At 63.1% G+C, this 16,160-nt stretch carries 20 protein-coding genes; 8 read left to right on the top strand and 12 right to left on the bottom strand.

The window, feature by feature from the left end; translation table 11 throughout:
* Nucleotides 1–73 precede the first annotated feature (73 nt).
* A complete protein-coding gene (locus CUC44_RS08645; RefSeq protein WP_100859623.1) occupies nucleotides 74–916 on the top strand; it encodes a LysR family transcriptional regulator in 843 nt (280 codons plus the stop codon).
* Between the two features lie 12 nt (nucleotides 917–928).
* Here the strand turns inward: CUC44_RS08645 and CUC44_RS08640 are convergent, their stop codons facing one another.
* The 5 genes from CUC44_RS08640 to CUC44_RS08620 all read right to left on the bottom strand — a co-directional run bounded on the left by CUC44_RS08640 (nucleotide 929) and on the right by CUC44_RS08620 (nucleotide 3,394).
* Entirely contained in the window at nucleotides 929–1,396 is a 468-nt protein-coding gene (locus CUC44_RS08640; RefSeq protein ID WP_100859561.1) for a GyrI-like domain-containing protein, read from the bottom strand.
* 83 nt (nucleotides 1,397–1,479) lie between these two features.
* On the bottom strand, nucleotides 1,480–1,659 hold the full coding sequence (gene rsmS, locus CUC44_RS08635; protein WP_100859560.1) for a pleiotropic regulatory protein RsmS: 180 nt from the start codon (nucleotides 1,657–1,659) through the stop codon (nucleotides 1,480–1,482).
* A 93-nt stretch (nucleotides 1,660–1,752) separates the two neighbouring features.
* Nucleotides 1,753–2,223, bottom strand: a complete 471-nt coding sequence (locus tag CUC44_RS08630) for an acyl-CoA thioesterase (RefSeq protein WP_100859559.1) — start codon at nucleotides 2,221–2,223, stop codon at nucleotides 1,753–1,755.
* Nucleotides 2,224–2,243: 20 nt separating this feature from the next.
* Nucleotides 2,244–2,546 carry a hypothetical protein gene (locus tag CUC44_RS08625; protein ID WP_244166741.1) on the bottom strand — a complete coding sequence of 101 codons (303 nt, stop codon included), beginning with the start codon at nucleotides 2,544–2,546 and terminating at the stop codon, nucleotides 2,244–2,246.
* Entirely contained in the window at nucleotides 2,543–3,394 is an 852-nt protein-coding gene (locus tag CUC44_RS08620) for a DMT family transporter (protein ID WP_100859558.1), read from the bottom strand. The genes CUC44_RS08625 and CUC44_RS08620 overlap by 4 nt, the downstream gene beginning before the upstream one ends.
* Nucleotides 3,395–3,455: 61 nt before the next feature.
* Here CUC44_RS08620 and CUC44_RS08615 point away from each other — a divergent pair, with 61 nt between their 5' ends.
* Together CUC44_RS08615 and CUC44_RS08610 are read left to right on the top strand one after the other, a co-directional pair.
* On the top strand, nucleotides 3,456–4,106 hold the full coding sequence (locus CUC44_RS08615; RefSeq protein WP_100859557.1) for a tellurite resistance TerB family protein: 651 nt from the start codon (nucleotides 3,456–3,458) through the stop codon (nucleotides 4,104–4,106).
* Nucleotides 4,107–4,249: 143 nt separating this feature from the next.
* Nucleotides 4,250–4,708: a GNAT family N-acetyltransferase gene (locus tag CUC44_RS08610; protein ID WP_100859556.1), complete on the top strand. Its 459-nt coding sequence runs from the start codon at nucleotides 4,250–4,252 to the stop codon at nucleotides 4,706–4,708.
* Between the two features lie 67 nt (nucleotides 4,709–4,775).
* Here the strand turns inward: CUC44_RS08610 and CUC44_RS08605 are convergent, their stop codons facing one another.
* Nucleotides 4,776–6,200 (bottom strand): aminotransferase-like domain-containing protein, encoded by a 1,425-nt coding sequence (locus tag CUC44_RS08605; protein WP_100859555.1) that lies wholly within the window; start codon nucleotides 6,198–6,200, stop codon nucleotides 4,776–4,778.
* A gap of 120 nt (nucleotides 6,201–6,320) precedes the next feature.
* Here CUC44_RS08605 and CUC44_RS08600 point away from each other — a divergent pair, with 120 nt between their 5' ends.
* From CUC44_RS08600 to cydX, 3 genes are read left to right on the top strand one after another with little or no spacing between them, the layout of a single operon-like run.
* Nucleotides 6,321–7,892: a cytochrome ubiquinol oxidase subunit I gene (locus CUC44_RS08600; protein ID WP_100859554.1), complete on the top strand. Its 1,572-nt coding sequence runs from the start codon at nucleotides 6,321–6,323 to the stop codon at nucleotides 7,890–7,892.
* The gene (gene cydB, locus CUC44_RS08595) at nucleotides 7,892–9,019 is read left to right on the top strand and encodes a cytochrome d ubiquinol oxidase subunit II (RefSeq protein WP_100859553.1); all 1,128 of its coding nucleotides are present in this window, start codon (nucleotides 7,892–7,894) and stop codon (nucleotides 9,017–9,019) included. Before CUC44_RS08600 ends, cydB begins: the two co-directional genes overlap by 1 nt.
* Nucleotides 9,020–9,043: 24 nt before the next feature.
* Nucleotides 9,044–9,157: a cytochrome bd-I oxidase subunit CydX gene (cydX, locus tag CUC44_RS08590; protein ID WP_005310033.1), complete on the top strand. Its 114-nt coding sequence runs from the start codon at nucleotides 9,044–9,046 to the stop codon at nucleotides 9,155–9,157.
* 63 nt (nucleotides 9,158–9,220) lie between these two features.
* On the opposite strand, the gene CUC44_RS08585 is transcribed toward cydX, so the two are convergent.
* The 6 genes from CUC44_RS08585 to CUC44_RS08560 all read right to left on the bottom strand — a co-directional run bounded on the left by CUC44_RS08585 (nucleotide 9,221) and on the right by CUC44_RS08560 (nucleotide 13,389).
* On the bottom strand, nucleotides 9,221–10,399 hold the full coding sequence (locus CUC44_RS08585) for an MFS transporter (RefSeq protein WP_100859552.1): 1,179 nt from the start codon (nucleotides 10,397–10,399) through the stop codon (nucleotides 9,221–9,223).
* 238 nt (nucleotides 10,400–10,637) lie between these two features.
* Nucleotides 10,638–11,441 (bottom strand): 2,5-didehydrogluconate reductase DkgB, encoded by an 804-nt coding sequence (gene dkgB, locus CUC44_RS08580; RefSeq protein WP_100859551.1) that lies wholly within the window; start codon nucleotides 11,439–11,441, stop codon nucleotides 10,638–10,640.
* A 109-nt stretch (nucleotides 11,442–11,550) separates the two neighbouring features.
* Nucleotides 11,551–11,841, bottom strand: coding sequence for a putative quinol monooxygenase (locus tag CUC44_RS08575; RefSeq protein WP_100859550.1), 291 nt, complete (start codon nucleotides 11,839–11,841; stop codon nucleotides 11,551–11,553).
* Nucleotides 11,842–12,013: 172 nt separating this feature from the next.
* Entirely contained in the window at nucleotides 12,014–12,379 is a 366-nt protein-coding gene (locus CUC44_RS08570) for a VOC family protein (protein ID WP_100859549.1), read from the bottom strand.
* A gap of 46 nt (nucleotides 12,380–12,425) precedes the next feature.
* Nucleotides 12,426–12,812 carry a DUF6404 family protein gene (locus CUC44_RS08565; RefSeq protein ID WP_100859548.1) on the bottom strand — a complete coding sequence of 129 codons (387 nt, stop codon included), beginning with the start codon at nucleotides 12,810–12,812 and terminating at the stop codon, nucleotides 12,426–12,428.
* A 229-nt stretch (nucleotides 12,813–13,041) separates the two neighbouring features.
* On the bottom strand, nucleotides 13,042–13,389 hold the full coding sequence (locus CUC44_RS08560) for a GFA family protein (RefSeq protein ID WP_100859547.1): 348 nt from the start codon (nucleotides 13,387–13,389) through the stop codon (nucleotides 13,042–13,044).
* Nucleotides 13,390–13,584: 195 nt separating this feature from the next.
* Between CUC44_RS08560 and CUC44_RS08555 the strand changes: the two genes are divergently transcribed.
* The gene (locus CUC44_RS08555; RefSeq protein ID WP_100859546.1) at nucleotides 13,585–15,057 is read left to right on the top strand and encodes a DUF1254 domain-containing protein; all 1,473 of its coding nucleotides are present in this window, start codon (nucleotides 13,585–13,587) and stop codon (nucleotides 15,055–15,057) included.
* Nucleotides 15,058–15,206: 149 nt separating this feature from the next.
* On the top strand, nucleotides 15,207–16,109 hold the full coding sequence (locus CUC44_RS08550) for a LysR substrate-binding domain-containing protein (RefSeq protein ID WP_100859545.1): 903 nt from the start codon (nucleotides 15,207–15,209) through the stop codon (nucleotides 16,107–16,109).
* Nucleotides 16,110–16,160 lie beyond the last annotated feature (51 nt).

The raw sequence follows: 16,160 nt of genomic DNA, 5'->3' as shown, positions 1-16,160 counted from the left end.
CATTTGGAAATTAAATGATAGAATGACTATCAGTGACTTTATAAATGGATATAGAGGCTAAATGGAGAGACCCATACTGGATCCCCAGCTGCTGCGCAGCTTTGTCGCCATCCTTGAGACCGGCAGTTTTACCCGGGCCGGTGAGCGGGTGCACCTGACCCAGTCCACCATCAGCCAGCAGATGCGCCGCCTCGAGGAGCAGCTCGGCTGCCCCCTGCTGGACAGGAGTGGCCGCACAGTCGTGGCCACGGTGGCCGGGGAGAAGCTGCTCGGGCTGGCGCGGCGCATCCTGACTCTGCTGGACGAGGCCCGTGAGCGGGTGAGCGAGGCGAGCCTGCCCCTGCGCCTCGGGGTGCCGGAGGATTTCGCCGCCGGCGCCATGGCTCCCGTGCTGGCGGCCTTTGCCCGCGACTATCCCCAGGTGCGGCTGGAGGTGCAAAGCGGGCTGAGCCACGAGATCTGGCAGGGCTTCGAAGGGGGAGAACTGGATCTGGCGCTGATCAAGCAGGCGCGGGGACAGGGAGATCCCGTCGCCCGTTGGCGCGAGCCGCTGGCCTGGGTCGACAGTCGCGACTGGCCCGCCTGTGAGCGGGATCCCGTGCCCCTGGTGGTGTTCCCGAGCGAAGGGCTTTATCGACGCCAGTTGACCGACGCGCTGGACGACAGGGGGCTGCGCTGGCGCATCGCCTACGTCAGCGCCAGCCTCGCCAGTTTGCAGGGGGCAGTGAGCGCCGGCATAGGGGTGAGCCTGCTGCCGAGTCGCCTGCTGTTGCCGGATCAGGTGGCGCTGGCAGACTGGCCCCAGGTGCGCTCGGTGGAGCTGGCGCTGCACCTGGGGAGCGGAGGCGGGGAGGCACTGCGCCGCCTGAGCGATGCCCTGATTGCCCTGTGTGATGAGGTAATGGGGCCTCGCTGATCCCGAGCTGGATCAGGCGATGGCCTGTTTTGGCAGCACGGCGAGCCAGACTTCCACCTCGCCGCTGCCGGTTTGGGCGTCAAATTCGGGGCCGTAGCGCTCGAAATCCGGCTTGTGGGCTGAGTCGTAATCGGAGTGCGCGAGCCACGCCAGCGCCCCCTGCCAGGTCTGGGGCAGGGTGGAGACGTGCCCCTTATGCAGGAAGACCGCATAGGTCTGGGGAGTGATGCGCATCCGGCCCAGAGTGGGAGGCAAGACTTCCAGGGCCGTGACCTCCACCGCGCACATATATTCGCAGCCAGCTTCGTCGGCGCCGCAGATGACGCCGTAGGCGTGTTCACCAAGTTGGCCAGGCAGGGGCACTAGCACGCCGAAGTCCCGCCACTGGCCGCCGAAATCCCCCTGCGAGAACAGGTGGTGACGGCGCAGGCCCCCCAGCAACATGGGCCGACCTTGCTCGAATCGAATGGGTGCTGTCATGACATCTCCTCTCTGCCGGTTGGATAAATGAGGTTGCCTCTATTCGGCTGCCAGCCTGACCTGCCTTGCCGGGCGTGTCCCCCTTAGTCGGGGTCAGCGCCGTCTGTTTGGGTGTGCGCCGCCTGCTGGATCTTTCGCTCATAGTCTCTTTGCACTATGGCCAGCGCCGCCAGGGCCAGGGCCGGGTCTATCTCGTTGGTTTCCAGCAGCTCTATCAGATCCACCGCGAGCTTGATCTCCGGGGGGGCATTTTCCAGTGACATTATCTTCTCCACATCTCGTCTGATCCTGGCGGCCAGTATACAGGGCGCCCCCGGATAGTGGCAGGGCGGGCGCTTCCCGCGCTGGGTCCGCGCTCACAGGTGCTGGCGCATCTCCTTGTCTATCTCCTCGCGCAGGGCCATCAACTTCTGGGCGTATTGTTGCAGCTGTTTATCGGCGGCCGAGACCGGCTGCCACTGGGGCACCTTGCTCGGTTTGCCGTGCTCGTCCATGGCGACGAAGATGATGATGCAGTGGGTGGTCTTGTGACGCTCCCGGCTGGCGGGGTGGCGGCTGTAGACATCCACCGCCAGGTGCATGCTGGTGGTGCCGGTGTGGATCACCTGGGCGTGCACCTCCACCAGCTGTCCTATCTGGATGGGGCGCAGGAAGCGGATGCCCCCCACGTAGACGGTGACGGCGTAGCCGCCACACCAGCCGGCGGCGCAGGCGTAGCCCGCCTGATCGATCCACTTCATCACCATGCCGCCGTGCACCTTGCCGCCGAAGTTCACGTCGGCGGGCTCGGCCAGAAACTGCAGGGTCAGCTCGCGGGGTGGGGTCATGCTCTCTCCTTGGATCCGGTTCATTGTCGGCCACTCTTGCGGTATGACTCGGCCTGCTGGCAGGGCGCCAGGGATGACACATAGGGGCGCTCGTTGCCGGTGCGCTGGCCGACGCTGGCGTATTGCTGCTGGCATCGGTTCGCCTTGCCTCCCGCTCTGACGCAGGCATCGATGAGTTGCTGCTTGTCCTGCACCGTCTGTTGTTGGCGGGCGTTGATACAGGCTCTGTCCAGCCCGGCCTGATGGGTCTGCCTGTCCTGATTGGCGGCCAGCAGGCCACCGCAGAGGGCGCAACCGAGCAGCAGTATGACCATCTTCATCATGGTTTGTCTCCTTGCGGGGGTCGCCCCGCGATGACCAGGGCTATCCCCCCGAGTATGCCGAGGGACGACAGCAACAGCCGCCATGAGCCTGACTCATCGAGCCAGATCAGCCCGGCCAGGATGGCGAGGGGGGGCACCAGCAACTGAACGCTGGCGGCCAGGGTGCGCCCGAGATGGGGTAGCACCCCATACCAGAGGGCATAGCCGAGACCGGAGGCGAGCGCCCCCGAGGCCAGGGCGTAGCCGATGGCGGCCGGGGTGGCGTTTAGATGTCCCAGCAACAGATAGAGCAAGGTCGCAGGCAGGCTGGCCCGCAGGAAATGACCCGCGTTGGCGGCGAGCGCATCGCTAAAGCGCGGCGCGCGCAGGGTATAGCAGGCCCAGGCGATGCCAGCGGCTATCATGAGTACGGCGCCCAGGGGATCCGGTGCGCTGAGTCCGGGCAGCAGCAGGCATATCAGGCCCGCCATGGCGAGCAGCAGACCGCCCAACTGGCGAGGGGGAAGCCGTTCGCCACGCAGCAGGGGCGGGGCCAGCATGCTGAGCTGGACGGCGGCGAACAGCAGCAAGGCCCCGGTGCCTGCGGTCAGGGTCAGGTAGGCGAAGGAGAAGGCGGCGGCGTAGGTGATGAGGCAGAGGGCGCCGCCCCAGTCCCCCTGACGGGGCGGTGTGGAACGGCGGGCCGAGCAGAGCAGGATCAGCACCAGGGCGCCGCTGGTCAGGCGCAGCAGGGTGAACAGCGCCGGATCCATGCGCTCTTCAAACAGCGCCAGGCGGCAGAGTACCGAGTTGGCGGCGAACGCCATCAGGGTCAACAGAGTCAGCAGCAACAGGCGGGGCAGCGGCATTTATTCACCTTGAGTTCAGTGGCGGCGAACCAGCATAAGCAATATGCAACGAGGAGGGCCTATGAAACAAATACTCGATCAACTGCTGAGCAGCGGCAAGGGCTGGCTCAACGATGGCGGTGACAGCCGCAAGGCGCAGATGAAAGGCATGGCGCAGGGAGGGCTGGCTGCGGGGGCCATGGCCCTGCTGCTCGGCAACAAGAAGATGCGCAGCTATGGCGGCAAGGTGGCGGCGGTGGGCGGCGCGGCGGCCCTCGGCGGTCTCGCCTACAAGCTCTATCAGGACTGGCAGAGCCAGCAGGGCGGTTCGGCGCAACCGGCCCAGCCTCTCGATTCCCTGCAAGGACAGGCGCTGGATGCCCGCGCCACCCTGCTGGTGCGCGCCATGGTGGCGGCGGCCCGGGCCGATGGTCACATAGACGCGGCCGAGCGCCAGAAGATCCAGCAGTACCTGACCGAGCAGGGCCAGAGCGACGCGGCCCGCTGGATTGACGCCGAGCTGGCTCGCCCGCTGGATCCCCAGGCCCTGGCGCGGGAAGTGACCGACATGGAGCAGGCCACCGAGGTCTACCTCGCTTCCCTGCTCACCATAGAGGTGGATCACTTCATGGAGCGCGGCTATCTGGACGAGCTGGCTCGCGCCCTCAAGCTCGATGACAACCTCAGGGGCAGCATAGAGAAGCAGGTAGCCCAACTGGGGGCGCCGAGCTGATCCGCCCGCTCGTACGCGATGAAAAAGGCCCCGTCACGGGGCTTTTTTATTGCCCTCTTCTCCCATTAAGATGCTCTCTTCCTCACCCAAGTGGTGACGAATGACGCTTTTATGTCGGCAACCGAGAGAGCAAGGAGCACCCGTTGGAGATACGCAAGGCAACCGAGCAGGATATCGACGCCATCCTGGCGCTGAACAGACAGATAGGGCTGATCCACTTCGAGCAGGCTCCGGAGGTGTTCTGTCCGCCTTCCCCCGAGGAGCGCGGCTTCCTGCTCGCCGCCATCGGCGCCGAGGGACGGCTGTTCTGCGTGGCGGTGGACGAGGGGCGGGTGCTGGGTTTTCTGACCGCCCGCATCGACATCAATGAGTCAGTCCCCTTCCTCACCAAGCTCCCCATCTGCCGCATCGGCTCTGTGGTGGTGGATGAGGGGCATCGCTCCCGTGGCATCGGCAAGGCCTTGATCGCCCACTGCGATGAGTGGGCCAGGGCCCGGAATGCGAGCCAGATCCGGTTGGAGGTGATGTCATTCAACGAGAGGGCCAAGTCGCTTTACGAGTCCTTGGGCTTTACTCGCCAGTCGGAAATTTACGCCCGATAAACTGAGTGTATTCCCGATAAACAGGGCCCCGTCATGGGGCTGTGTTCGGCTGTGCTTCCTAAGAGGCTCAACGCAACAAGGGTTTGTCCAACTGCTGATGGATAAGCTCGGCCAGCTGGCCGAGGGCGGCCTCCAACTCTGGGCTCCAGGGATGGGAGCTGTTCAGGCGCAGGCAGTGATTGTGCTGGCCCTGACTGGAAAACAGGGCCCCGGGCGCCAGGGAAAAGCCGCAGGCGAGCGCCTGGGCGTGCAGGGCGCGGCTATCGAGGCGCTCGTCAAATTCGAGCCAGAGGAAGTAGCCACCATCGGGGTCAGAAATGCGCACATCGAAGGGGAAAAGGCGCAGCAGGGCGGCCCGCATCTGTTGCTGGCGCTGGGCCAGGGTGTGGCGCAGGCGGCGAAAGTGGGCATCCACCCCGCCCTGGCGCAGCATGTCGGCGAGCGCCAGCTGGCTCGGCACATTGGTGGACAGGGTCGACATCAGCTGCAGCCGCTGGATGCGCTCGGCGTGGGGAGCGGCCACCACCCAGCCGACCCGAAAGCCCGGTGCCAGGCACTTGGAAAACGAGCTGCACAGCAGGCTGTCCCCCCGCGAGTCCCAATGCTTGAGCGGGCGCGGTCGCTCGCGGCCAAAATAGATCTCCGCATAGACATCGTCCTCCACCAAGGGCACCCGGTGGGCGTTGAGCAACTGCATCAGCGCCTCCTTGTGGCCATCCGGCATGATGTGACCCAGGGGGTGCTGGACGTTGCCCATCAGCCAGCACGCCTTGATGGGGCGCTGGGCGAGTGCCTGGGCCAGCAGGGCGAGATCGATGCCGACCCCGGGGATCACCGGGATCTCCACCGCCTTGAGCTGCAGACGCTCTATGGCCTGCAGGGCGCCGTAGAAGGTGGGGGACTCCACCACCACCCAGTCTCCCGGCTCGGTCAGCACCTGCAGGCTGAGGGAGAGCGCCTCCATGGCTCCCGTGGTGATGATGATCTGCTGGGGGTCAACCAGCAGGCCGTCGTCCGCATAGCGGCGAGCGATGGCCCGGCGCAGGGTCTCGTTGCCGGGGGGGAGATCCGCCACCGTGCTGAAGGGATCGAGCCGGCGCATGCAACTGCCGAGGGCCCGGCCGAGCTGGGGGTGGGGGAAGAGGGCGGGATCCGCCACCGCCATGCCGAGCGGCACCAGATCCCGGGACTTGCTCGCCTGCAGCACCTCGAACACCAGATCGTTGATGTCCACAGAGCCGCTGTAGTGCGCCTGCTGGGGGACGCTGATGCGCTGGGGGGAGGCGGCGGCCTTGACGTAGTAACCGGACTGGGGCCGCGCCAGCACCAGGCCGCGGCTCTCCAGCAGCTGATAGGCCTGCAGCACCGTCATGGGGCTCAAATGATGGGTCTTGCAGCTCTGGCGGATGGAGGGGATGCGCTCCCCCGGCCGCCAGACGCCGCTCTCTATCTGCTGCTGCAGCTGATCTGCCAGTTGGCCGTAGCGGGACATGGTGGGCTCAAACTGTTATAGGTGTATTTAACTATAACTGCATCTGTTATAGGTGTCATGGCACGTGTTGTACTTAACGGGCGAAAACCTGTCTGTTAAATGCAACATAGAGAGTCATGCATGATAAGCCTGGATGATGTGGTCAGCCTCTCCCGAATACAGTTCGGCGCGACGGCGATGTTCCACTTTCTGTTTGTACCCCTCACCCTGGGGCTGTCCTGGATCCTGGTGATTGCCGAGTCGGCCTACGTGATGACCGGCAAGGTGATCTACAAGGACATCACCCGTTTCTGGGGCAAGTTGTTCGGTATCAACTTCGTGATGGGGGTGACTACCGGGATCACGTTGGAGTTCCAGTTCGGGACCAACTGGGCCTACTACTCCCATTACGTCGGCGACATCTTCGGCACTCCGCTCGCGGTGGAGGGGCTGATGGCCTTCTTCCTGGAGTCTACCCTGGTGGGGCTCTTCTTCTTCGGCTGGGACAAGCTCTCCCGCGGTCAGCACCTGATGGTGACCATGCTGGTGGCGCTTGGCTCCAACCTCTCCGCGCTCTGGATCCTCATCGCCAACGGCTGGATGCAGAACCCGGTCGGCGCCGAGTTCAACCCCATGACGATGCGCATGGAGCTGGTAGACGTGGCGGCTGTCATCTTCAACCCGGTGGCCCAGGTCAAGTTCGTGCACACGGTGGCGGCGGGCTATGTGGCTGCCTCCCTGTTCGTGATGGGGGTGAGCAGCTGGTATCTGCTGCGCCGCATGGAGGTGCGCTTCGCCCTGCGATCCTTTGCCATCGCCTCGGGCTTTGGCCTGGCCGCCATCCTCTCGGTCATAGTGCTGGGTGACGAGTCTGGCTATCGCACCGGTGAGGTGCAGAAGGTGAAACTCGCCGCCATCGAGGCGGAGTGGCACACCGAGCCGGCCCCTGCCTCCTTCACCCTGTTCGGCCTGCCGGATCAGAGCGCCGAGACCACCCATGCCGCGGTCAAGATCCCCTATCTGATGGGCATCATAGCCACCCGCTCCCTCGATGAGCAGGTGACGGGCCTGAAAGATCTCAAGGCCGAGCACGAGGTGCGCATCCGCAGCGGCATGCTGGCCCACGACGCCCTGGAAGCCCTGCGGGCGGATGGCGGCAATGCCGAGGCCAGGGCCACCTTCGAGCGCCACCGCGCCGATCTTGGCTACGGCCTGCTGCTGACCCCCTACGCCAAGGAGATTGGCAAGGCGGATGAGGCGGCCATTGCCAAGGCGGTAGACGACTCCATTCCCCAGGTGGCGCCGCTGTTCTGGAGCTTCCGGCTGATGGTGGGCATAGGCGTGGTATTGCTGCTGCTCTTTACCGCCGCCTTCCTGCAACTGTGCCGGGGCCGGCTGGTGCAATCGACCCGCTTGCTCAAGGCCCTGTTCTGGAGCATACCGCTGCCCTGGATTGCCATCGAGGCGGGCTGGTTCGTGGCCGAGTTCGGTCGCCAGCCCTGGACCATCAGCGACGTGCTGCCGGTGTCGGCATCTGTTTCCTTGCTGCGCCCAGGCCAACTCTGGTTCAGCCTCATCTCCATCTTCCTCATCTACAGCACGCTGCTGGTGGTGGAGCTGTTCTTGTTGCGTCACGTGATCCGCAAAGGGCCCGCCAGCCTGCAGACGGGTCGTTATCAAGGTGAAGTGTTGAAAAACGGGAGTCCCGTCTGATGGATTACGAAACCCTGAAACTCGTCTGGTGGGGGCTGGTGCTGTTCCTGCTCATCGGCTTCGTGGTGATGGATGGCTTCGATCTCGGGGTCGGCATGCTGCTGCCCGTGGTGGCCAAGAACGATGAGGAGCGGCGGGTGCTGCTCAACAGCGTGGGGCCCGTGTGGGAGGGCAACCAGGTGTGGCTCATCGCCGGTGCCGGCACCCTGTTCGCCGCCTGGCCCCTGGTCTATGCCGCCTCCTTCTCGGCGCTCTATGTGCCCTTCATGTTCCTGCTGTTCGGCCTCTTCCTGCGCCCGGTCGGTTTTGACTATCGCAGCAAGCTGCCGGATCCCGTGTGGCGCCGCTGGTGGGACCGGGCCCTGGTGATGGGAGCCCTGCTGCCGACCCTGGTGTTTGGCGCGACCCTGGGCTTCTTGCTGCAAGGCTTGCCATTTCGCTTCGACTCGGCCCTTCGCATCCACTATGGCGCCTTCGATTTTAACTGGCCCCTGCTCTTCACCTGCATGGGCACGGCGCTGGCTCTGCTGATGCTCCACGGCTGCAGCTTCCTGCAGTGCAAGACTCAAGGGGTGATAGCGGCGCGCTGCGCGCGCCAGAGCCGCTGGCTCGGCCCCCTGGCAAGCGCCCTGTTTGCCTTGGGCGGCTTCTGGCTCAGCCAGATGCGCGGCTACCAGATAGCCGAGATTGGTGATCTCAACAGCGCCCTGACCCCCCTGATGAAGCAGGTAACGACGGCGCCGGATGGCTGGTTTGGCAACTTCATTGCGCACCCCGTGCTTTGGGCCGTGCCGGCCCTTGGCCTCTTGCTGCCGCTCTTGAGCTCGTTGGCAAGCACCCTTGGCCGGGCGCGGCTCGCCATCCTGGCCAGCGGCGGTGCCTGCGCCGCCATGATGCTGACCATCGCCATCGCCCTGTTCCCCTTCGTGCTGCCCTCGTCCCTGGATCCGTCGAGCAGCCTGACCCTGTGGGACGGCACCTCCAGCGAGCGCACCCTCTTCATCATGCTGGGCATAGTCGCCGTGCTGATGCCCATCAACATCGGCTACACCCTCTGGGTCTACTGGGTGGCGCGGGGCAAGATGAGTACCGAGCAGGTGCGCGAACACGGCCATAGCCTCTACTAACACAGGAATTGAGGAGTCTTCGATATGTGGTATTTCACCTGGATACTGGGGCTGGGGTTTGCGCTGCTGTGCGGCCTGGTCAACCTGCTCTGGCTCGAGGCGCGCTGGGCCGCGGATGAGGATCTCAAGGAGTCTTGAGGCGCGCCATCTTGCCAATGAAAAAGGCCGACACTGGGTGTCGGCCTTTTTGTTGCTTGCAGCTTAGGCGATCGCCGGACGCGCGGCGCGCCGTGCACTGGCCTCGCTGATATGGGTGAGACCATAGGCCAGCAGCACGATCAACGCCCCGATCCAGGGGGTGTGCATCAACCCCAGGTGCTCCACCACGAAACCGCCCACCACAGAGCCCAGGGCGATGCCGACGTTGAAGGCGGCGATGTTGAGGCCGGAGGCCACGTCCACGGCATTGGGGGTGTGGATTTCGGCCTGTTTTACCACCAGCACCTGCAGCCCAGGCACGTTGCCGAACGCGAAGGCACCCCACACCAGCACGGTGAGCACGGCGAGCACAGGATGCGGCGCGGTGAAGGTGAGGGCTAGCAGCACCAGGGCGAGGCCGGCAAACAGCAGCTTCAGGGCAGGCAATGGGCCCATCTTGTCGGCGAGCTTGCCGCCCCAGATGTTGCCGACCGCCACCGATACCCCGTACACCAGCAGGATCAGGCTCACCGCGTTGGCGCCAAAGCCGCTCACCTGCTGCAAGATGGGGGCGAGGAAGGTGAACGCCGTGAAGGCGCCGCCGTAACCCAGCGCCGTCTTGGCATAGACCAGCAGCAGCGGCTTGTGGGTCAGCACGGAGAGCTGTTCACGAATGCTGGAGGCCGCGCCCTTGGGCAGGTTATTCGGGATCAGCAGCAGGCTGCCCACCATGGCGATGACCCCGAGCAGGCTCACCACCAAGAAGGTCTCACGCCAGCCGAACTGCTGGCCAATCCAGGTGCCAAGCGGCACGCCGGTCACCAGGGCGACGGTCAGGCCGCTGAACATGATGGCGATGGCGCTCGCCGCCTTCTCTTTGGCCACCAGACCCGTGGCTATGGTGCTACCCACCGAGAAGAAGACCCCGTGGGCCAGCCCGGTCAGCACCCGGGCGACGATCAGGCTCTCGTAACCTGGGGCCTGCCAGGCCAGCAGGTTACCGGCGGTGAACAGCGCCATCAGCCCCACCAGCAGCCACTTGCGCGGCAACTTGCCGGTCAGCGCCGTCAACACGGGGGCGCCGATGGCGACGCCGAGGGCATAGAGGCTGACCAGCAGGCCCGCCGAGGGCAGGGAGACGTGCAACTGCTCGGCTATGGTGGGAATGAGCCCCACGATGACAAATTCGGTGGTGCCGATCGCAAAGGCACTCAGGGTGAGGGCAAACAACGCCAGTGGCATACAAACTCCTTGAATGGTGACTCCCGACGGGAGAATGGCGGCAGTATGCCTCTGGAGTTTGTTGGCAAAAATGACGATGACATCAAATTACTTTTGATCTATTTGCAGCAATAGCCGAAGGGAGATGGGGTGTTATCGGGTGGAGAATAGCGTGAGTAGCGCACAAAACCAAAAAAAACGGGAGACATAGTGCCTCCCGCTTCCACATGATTATGATGCAGTTAAATGTTCTGGCGGATTAGTCCCAGGCAGGTGCAAAGTCCGGATTGGCACAGCGCTCGCCCCGATCCAGGGTCGTTATCTGGGCCATCTCGTCGCTACTGAGGCTGATCTCGAGGGCACCCAGGTTGGCGGCCTGGTTCTCCCGCTTGGTGGAGCTCGGGATCACTGTCATGCCCTGGGCCAGCAGCCAGGCCAGCGACACCTGGGCCGGGGAGACCCCGTGGCGCTTGCCGATCTCCAGCAAGAGCGGCTCGCTCAGCACCTTGCCATAGGCCAGCGGCATATAGGCGGTGAGGGCGATGCCCTGCTCGCGGCAAAACTCCACCACCTTGCGGTTTTGCAGCAGGGGATGAATTTCCACCTGCTGGTGGGCGATGGCGCCCGGTCCCAGGATGGCGATGGCCTCTTTGAGCTGAGCCACGGTGAAGTTGGAGACCCCTATCTCCCGGGTCAGGCCCTGGGCCTTGGCCTCGGCCAGCTGCTCCAGGTAGACCGCCATCGGCACCTCATCTTTGGGGGAAGGCCAGTGAATGAGGGCCAGGTCCAGATAGTCGGTGCGCAGCTTCTCAAGGCTTGTCTTGAGGCTTGGGATCACCTTGCCCGGGCCGAACTCGCTGGTCCACACCTTGGTGGTGAGATAGATATCCTGGCGGGGGATGCTGGTGCTGGCCAGCACCTGGCCCACCTCGGACTCGTTGTCATAGATCTGGGCGGTGTCGATATGGCGATAGCCGAGCTCGAGGCCGGTGTTCAGGGTGGCGACCAAAGGCTCGCCCTTCAGGCGAAAGGTTCCCAAACCGATTGCAGGCATTTTCATCATCAATTTCCTCATGTTCTCTATTTTTACGCTCTTGTGTATGGGGTTTGCCCACCACTCGGGTCGCCATCGTCGGCTGCCCTCTTGATGGACAGCAAGGTGGTGTAGGCAGTCAGGCAAAGTGATAGCGGCGAACTTGGCTTCTGGCAAACCAGCCCCGGGTCTGGGCCACGAAGGCAATAAAGTGGGGCGTCTGCTGGTGGGCATTAAGAGCCTCTTCGCTCACCCACTCCTCGTGCAGCATCCAGCCGTGGGGCGTATCCAGGCTCTGGTGCAGCTGGTAGCGCAGGCAACCAGCCTCTTGCAAGGTGGCCGCGATAAGCGGTGCTAGGGCGAATGACAACTCGGCGCCAAACTCGGGTCTGGCCTCCAGCTCGGCAATCACAGTGATGGGGACGGGCATCTGACACTTCTCGGATTCTGTCGAAACAACGGGGGTCAGTATGCCTGTGGCGGCGGGTGGGAAAGAGGGGCGTCGCCGCAAAACACTATTGAGGCCAGAGCAGCAATCACAGATCAATGAAGGGATTGGCATCCAATCCCTCAAGGGAAAAAGTGGAATAGACCGCGCGGGATCAGGCGCCGGCCGCTTCAGACCAGACCGCAAATTCATTGCCGCTGGGTTCGACGAAGTGGAAGCGGCGGCCGCCGGGGAAGTCGAACAGGGGGCGAATGATGGTGCCCCCATGCTGGAATACCCTGGCCTGGGTCGCCGCAATGTCGGCGCTGTAGAACACCAGCAGGGCGCCGCCCTGGGCACTCTGGCCGCAGAGATCCGCCCGGTAGAAGCCGCCATCCAGCCCTTCCCCCGCAAACGCAGCGTAATCGGGGCCGTAATCCACAAACTGCCAGCCGAAGGTGGCGGTAAAGAAAGCCTTGGTGGCCGCGAGATCCCTGGCGGCAAACTCCACATAGTTCAGTTTTTCATGGGCCTTGGTCATGGCAGCTTCCCTCTGTTTCAAACAATGTGTGATGGCGGTCTCGCGATTATCTGGGCTGCCAGCGCTGCTGGGTTCGTGGGGTGGAGTGAGGCAGTGCCTCCCAGGGGGTCAGCTTGAGCTGCCGGCGACGCACCCAAAAGACGATGGCCATCAGCAGCCCGAAACAGCTGGCAAAGACGCTGATTTGGCGCAAGGCATACCCCAGGCTCACCTCATGCTCCCAGCCGAAGAACCACATCAGTGGACCCCAGATGATGCCCATTGATAGTCCCATAGAGATCAGATTGACCATAAAGTGCTCATAGTGGGGTGGTTTCAGTTGCCAGCCGAATTTGCGCAGCAGACGGCACAGGGGTGGGTTGTAGTTGAGCTCCTGCACGCCCTTGCTGGCGAGCTCTCTGTGTGCGGCGAACAGGCGTTGTTCAAATGGCATAGTACTTCCCTTTCATAACAGCAAAGCGGAACTGACGATTAGACGCCGGCTCCTAATATCCCTATGTGGGCGCCGATTGTAACCTTGTTACCGACTCGGATGCTTGCACAAGATCACATCGTCAGTGTGAGGAGTTGGCAGACTCTGGTAGGTCGGTGGCAGGAAGGGCGCTTATCGCACGCCAGGGCTCTATCGCCCCGGTGTGCGGGTGATCTGGCTCAGTACCCGCTCACAGGGCCCGGCCATCGTAGTGCTGCACCGGCAGCGCCTCGGGATCTACCCCTTCCAGGCAGCGGACATTGACGGCGACGATGTGATTGCCCTTGGGATCCACGCCGTCGCAATAGGGGTGGATACCGCAGACCGGGCAGAAGCGGTGTTTGACCACGTGCTTGTGGAAGGTGTAGGTGCTGGCCGCCTCGTCCGGGGTCAGCAACGTCAGCTTGGCGCGCGGCAGCATCCACAGCAGGGATCCCTTGCGCTGGCAGATGGAGCAGTTGCAGGCCATGGCCTGGGTCAGCTCCCCCTCCACTTCGAATGCCACCTTGCCGCAGTGGCAGCTTCCCTTGTATTTCATCTCATCCCTCCTCATTGCCATAAATTCGGCCGGATGGCCAAGGCTTCCGTTTGTTGCATTTTGCGTATTTTCATTTCGAAAGAAGCATATACGTTAATCCCATGTTGTGTTGACCATGCACTCAGCAGAGACCATTCTGGTTAGCGGCATCTCATTAGACATCTCTCGCCGACGACACAAACGAAGGAATCGCATATGAAGAATGGATATCTCGCATCGACGATCCTTATCGCCCTGCTCGGGGCCAGCCCCATGCTGGTGGCCCAGTCAGCCCCTTTGACCATTCCCCATCCCACGACGTTCGATCAACTGAACAAGCCTGCCGCTGAAGTGCGGATGCCGGAGGCCTATGTGAAGGCCATCGCCCAGCAGGCTTACATCTGGGGTTATCCCATGGTGAACCAGTTCAACCGCCGGGCCACCATCACCCAGGCCCCCGAGCCGGCCCTCAACGGCGGTATGGTGCCGGTTGCCCCCATGGGGCAGCTGAGTATGCTGACGGATTACATCAAACCAGCAGAAACCTTCGTCACCTGTCCGAATCAGGACGTGGTCTACGGGCTCGGCTTCTTCGAGCTGGATAAAGAACCCGTGGTCATCCAGGTGCCTGACTTTGGCGATCGCTTCTGGGTCTACGCCATCTACGATGCCCGCACCGATCAGATAGCAAACCTCGGTAAGCCCTATGGCTCCAAGCCCGGCTTCTACCTGTTGGTGGGGCCGACGTGGCAGGGGGAGACCCCCAAGGGGATCGAGGGCGTCATCCGCTCCTCCACCGAGATGGCCAACGTGATCCCCCGGGTGCAGATGGACGACACCCAGGCCGATCGCGTCGCGGTGCAGACGCCGGTACGGGAGGTAATGACTTATCCCCTCAGCAAATTCGACGGCAAGATGAAGTCCTATGACTACGCCAACATCCCCTCCATCGGCGAGAAGCCCAACCCCAGCGCCGGGGAGGTCAAGTGGGTGGTGCCTGACAAGTTCTTCGATCAGCTGGATAACGTGCTGGCCAAGGTGGCCCCCTTGCCAGGGGAAGAGGCGCTCTATGCCCAGTTCCGTCATCTGGTGGCGGCTGGCAAGCAGGATCCCAAGGTACGCCAGTGGATGAACGAGGCGGCGGAGCAGACCGACAAGACGGTGATCGCCGACTTCTTCAAGTGGCAGAACAACGGGGTGCCGGCGGGCAATGGCTGGAACCGCTCCAAGCACAACGCCGAATTCGGGGTGGATTACTACAACCGCACCGGCACCTCCAAGTCGAACATGTTCGACAACAAGCCAGATGAGACCCAGTACTTCTACACGGACAACGACGGGAGCGGGTTGCAGCTCGATGGCAAGCATGACTATCAGGTCACCTTTGCCAAGGGGCAGTTGCCGCCGGTGAAGGGGTTCTGGTCCCTGACCCTCTACAACAGCAAGCATCTGTTCAGCCCGAACGAGCTGAACCGCTACTCGCTTGGCACCAAGAATAAGGATCTCAAACTCAACGACGATGGCTCCCTGACCCTGTATGTGAGCCACAAGGCGCCGGCCAAGGAGAAGCTCAACAACTGGTTGCCAGCCCCCGAGGGAACGCTCTCCCTCTATATCCGCGCCTACTGGGGCGAGCAGGCGATCCTAGATGGCAGCTGGGTGCCGCCCAAGGTTGAGAAAATCAAATAAGTCAGTGGCTTGCTGCTGATGCAAAGAGGCCAAGCGGTTCGCCGCCTGGCCTCTTTCTTTTTGCGCAAAAGGAGAGTCGGGGGGAATGGCTTGCCAATCTATCGACATTGCGTCTATAAAACGCCATCGCTCTTGCCAGGATAACAACAATGAAGACCCATTCCGATGAACTGACCCTGTTCGTGGCCGTGGTGGAGGCGGGCAGTTTTCGCCAGGCGGCGGAGAACCTGGGGATGGACAATTCCGTGGTGAGCCGCGGCATCAAGCGGCTGGAAGAAAAACTCGCCACCGTGTTGCTCAATCGCACCACCCGTCGGGTCAGCCTGACCGAGGAGGGGAGCTGGTTTTATCAGCGGGCGGTCAAGGTGCTGACCGAGATGAGCGAGGCCGAGAGCCACCTGCTGATGCGCCGTGAACAACCCGAGGGCATATTGAGGGTCGATGCCGCCACCCCCTTCATACTGCACCGGCTGGTGCCCATCATAGGGGAGTTTCGCCGTCGCTACCCCGGCATAGAGCTGCAACTGCACAGCTCGGAGGGCTTCATCAACCTGATGGAGCGGCGGGTGGATATGGCTATTCGCATCGGCGAGCTGACCGATTCCTCCCTGCGCGCCCTGCCACTCGGGCGCTCCAAGCTGCGGCTGCTGGCGTCCCCCGCCTATTTGCGCGAGCGCGGCACCCCGCGTCAGCCGGCGGATCTGCTGGCAGGGCACGAGCTGCTCGGCTTTTTGCACCCCGATCACCTCAACCACTGGCCGCTGTTAAGTGCAGAGCAGGGGGACAGATTTGCCATCACCCCGACGCTGAGGGCCAGCAGCGGCGAGACACTGCGCCAGCTGGCGCTGGCGGGGCAGGGGATCGTCTGCCTGTCGGACTTCATGACCGGGCCGGATCGTGCGAGCGGCGCCCTGGTGGAGGTGCTGGCCCGCAGCAACAGCGGTGCATCGCGCCCCGTCCATGCGGTCTTCTACTCAGACGCCCAGCGGGACATCCGGCTGCGGGTCTGGCTCGACTTCCTGAAGGAGCGACTCGGCGCCAATGAGCTGTGACGAGCCGGTTTTGATAGCGCATTCGTGCTGTTTTTGATGGCTTTTAAAGCA

Origin of the sequence: Aeromonas lusitana (assembly GCF_002812985.1) — a bacterium.
Lineage (GTDB): Bacteria > Pseudomonadota > Gammaproteobacteria > Enterobacterales > Aeromonadaceae > Aeromonas > Aeromonas lusitana.
Note: the sequence above shows the minus strand (reverse complement) of the source record. Positions and strands in the feature narration are given on the sequence as shown.

Excerpts from the sequence above, each read along its gene's own strand:
- CUC44_RS08640 (WP_100859561.1), bottom strand. The coding sequence starts at position 1,396 with ATGACAGCACCCATTCGATTCGAGCAAGGTCGGCCCATGTTGCTGGGG.
- rsmS (WP_100859560.1), bottom strand. The coding sequence starts at position 1,659 with ATGTCACTGGAAAATGCCCCCCCGGAGATCAAGCTCGCGGTGGATCTG.
- CUC44_RS08630 (WP_100859559.1), bottom strand. The coding sequence starts at position 2,223 with ATGACCCCACCCCGCGAGCTGACCCTGCAGTTTCTGGCCGAGCCCGCC.
- CUC44_RS08625 (WP_244166741.1), bottom strand. The coding sequence starts at position 2,546 with ATGATGAAGATGGTCATACTGCTGCTCGGTTGCGCCCTCTGCGGTGGC.
- CUC44_RS08620 (WP_100859558.1), bottom strand. The coding sequence starts at position 3,394 with ATGCCGCTGCCCCGCCTGTTGCTGCTGACTCTGTTGACCCTGATGGCG.
- CUC44_RS08615 (WP_100859557.1), top strand. The coding sequence starts at position 3,456 with ATGAAACAAATACTCGATCAACTGCTGAGCAGCGGCAAGGGCTGGCTC.
- CUC44_RS08605 (WP_100859555.1), bottom strand. The coding sequence starts at position 6,200 with ATGTCCCGCTACGGCCAACTGGCAGATCAGCTGCAGCAGCAGATAGAG.
- CUC44_RS08600 (WP_100859554.1), top strand. The coding sequence starts at position 6,321 with ATGATAAGCCTGGATGATGTGGTCAGCCTCTCCCGAATACAGTTCGGC.
- cydB (WP_100859553.1), top strand. The coding sequence starts at position 7,892 with ATGGATTACGAAACCCTGAAACTCGTCTGGTGGGGGCTGGTGCTGTTC.
- cydX (WP_005310033.1), top strand. The coding sequence starts at position 9,044 with ATGTGGTATTTCACCTGGATACTGGGGCTGGGGTTTGCGCTGCTGTGC.
- CUC44_RS08585 (WP_100859552.1), bottom strand. The coding sequence starts at position 10,399 with ATGCCACTGGCGTTGTTTGCCCTCACCCTGAGTGCCTTTGCGATCGGC.
- dkgB (WP_100859551.1), bottom strand. The coding sequence starts at position 11,441 with ATGATGAAAATGCCTGCAATCGGTTTGGGAACCTTTCGCCTGAAGGGC.
- CUC44_RS08575 (WP_100859550.1), bottom strand. The coding sequence starts at position 11,841 with ATGCCCGTCCCCATCACTGTGATTGCCGAGCTGGAGGCCAGACCCGAG.
- CUC44_RS08570 (WP_100859549.1), bottom strand. The coding sequence starts at position 12,379 with ATGACCAAGGCCCATGAAAAACTGAACTATGTGGAGTTTGCCGCCAGG.
- CUC44_RS08565 (WP_100859548.1), bottom strand. The coding sequence starts at position 12,812 with ATGCCATTTGAACAACGCCTGTTCGCCGCACACAGAGAGCTCGCCAGC.
- CUC44_RS08560 (WP_100859547.1), bottom strand. The coding sequence starts at position 13,389 with ATGAAATACAAGGGAAGCTGCCACTGCGGCAAGGTGGCATTCGAAGTG.
- CUC44_RS08555 (WP_100859546.1), top strand. The coding sequence starts at position 13,585 with ATGAAGAATGGATATCTCGCATCGACGATCCTTATCGCCCTGCTCGGG.
- CUC44_RS08550 (WP_100859545.1), top strand. The coding sequence starts at position 15,207 with ATGAAGACCCATTCCGATGAACTGACCCTGTTCGTGGCCGTGGTGGAG.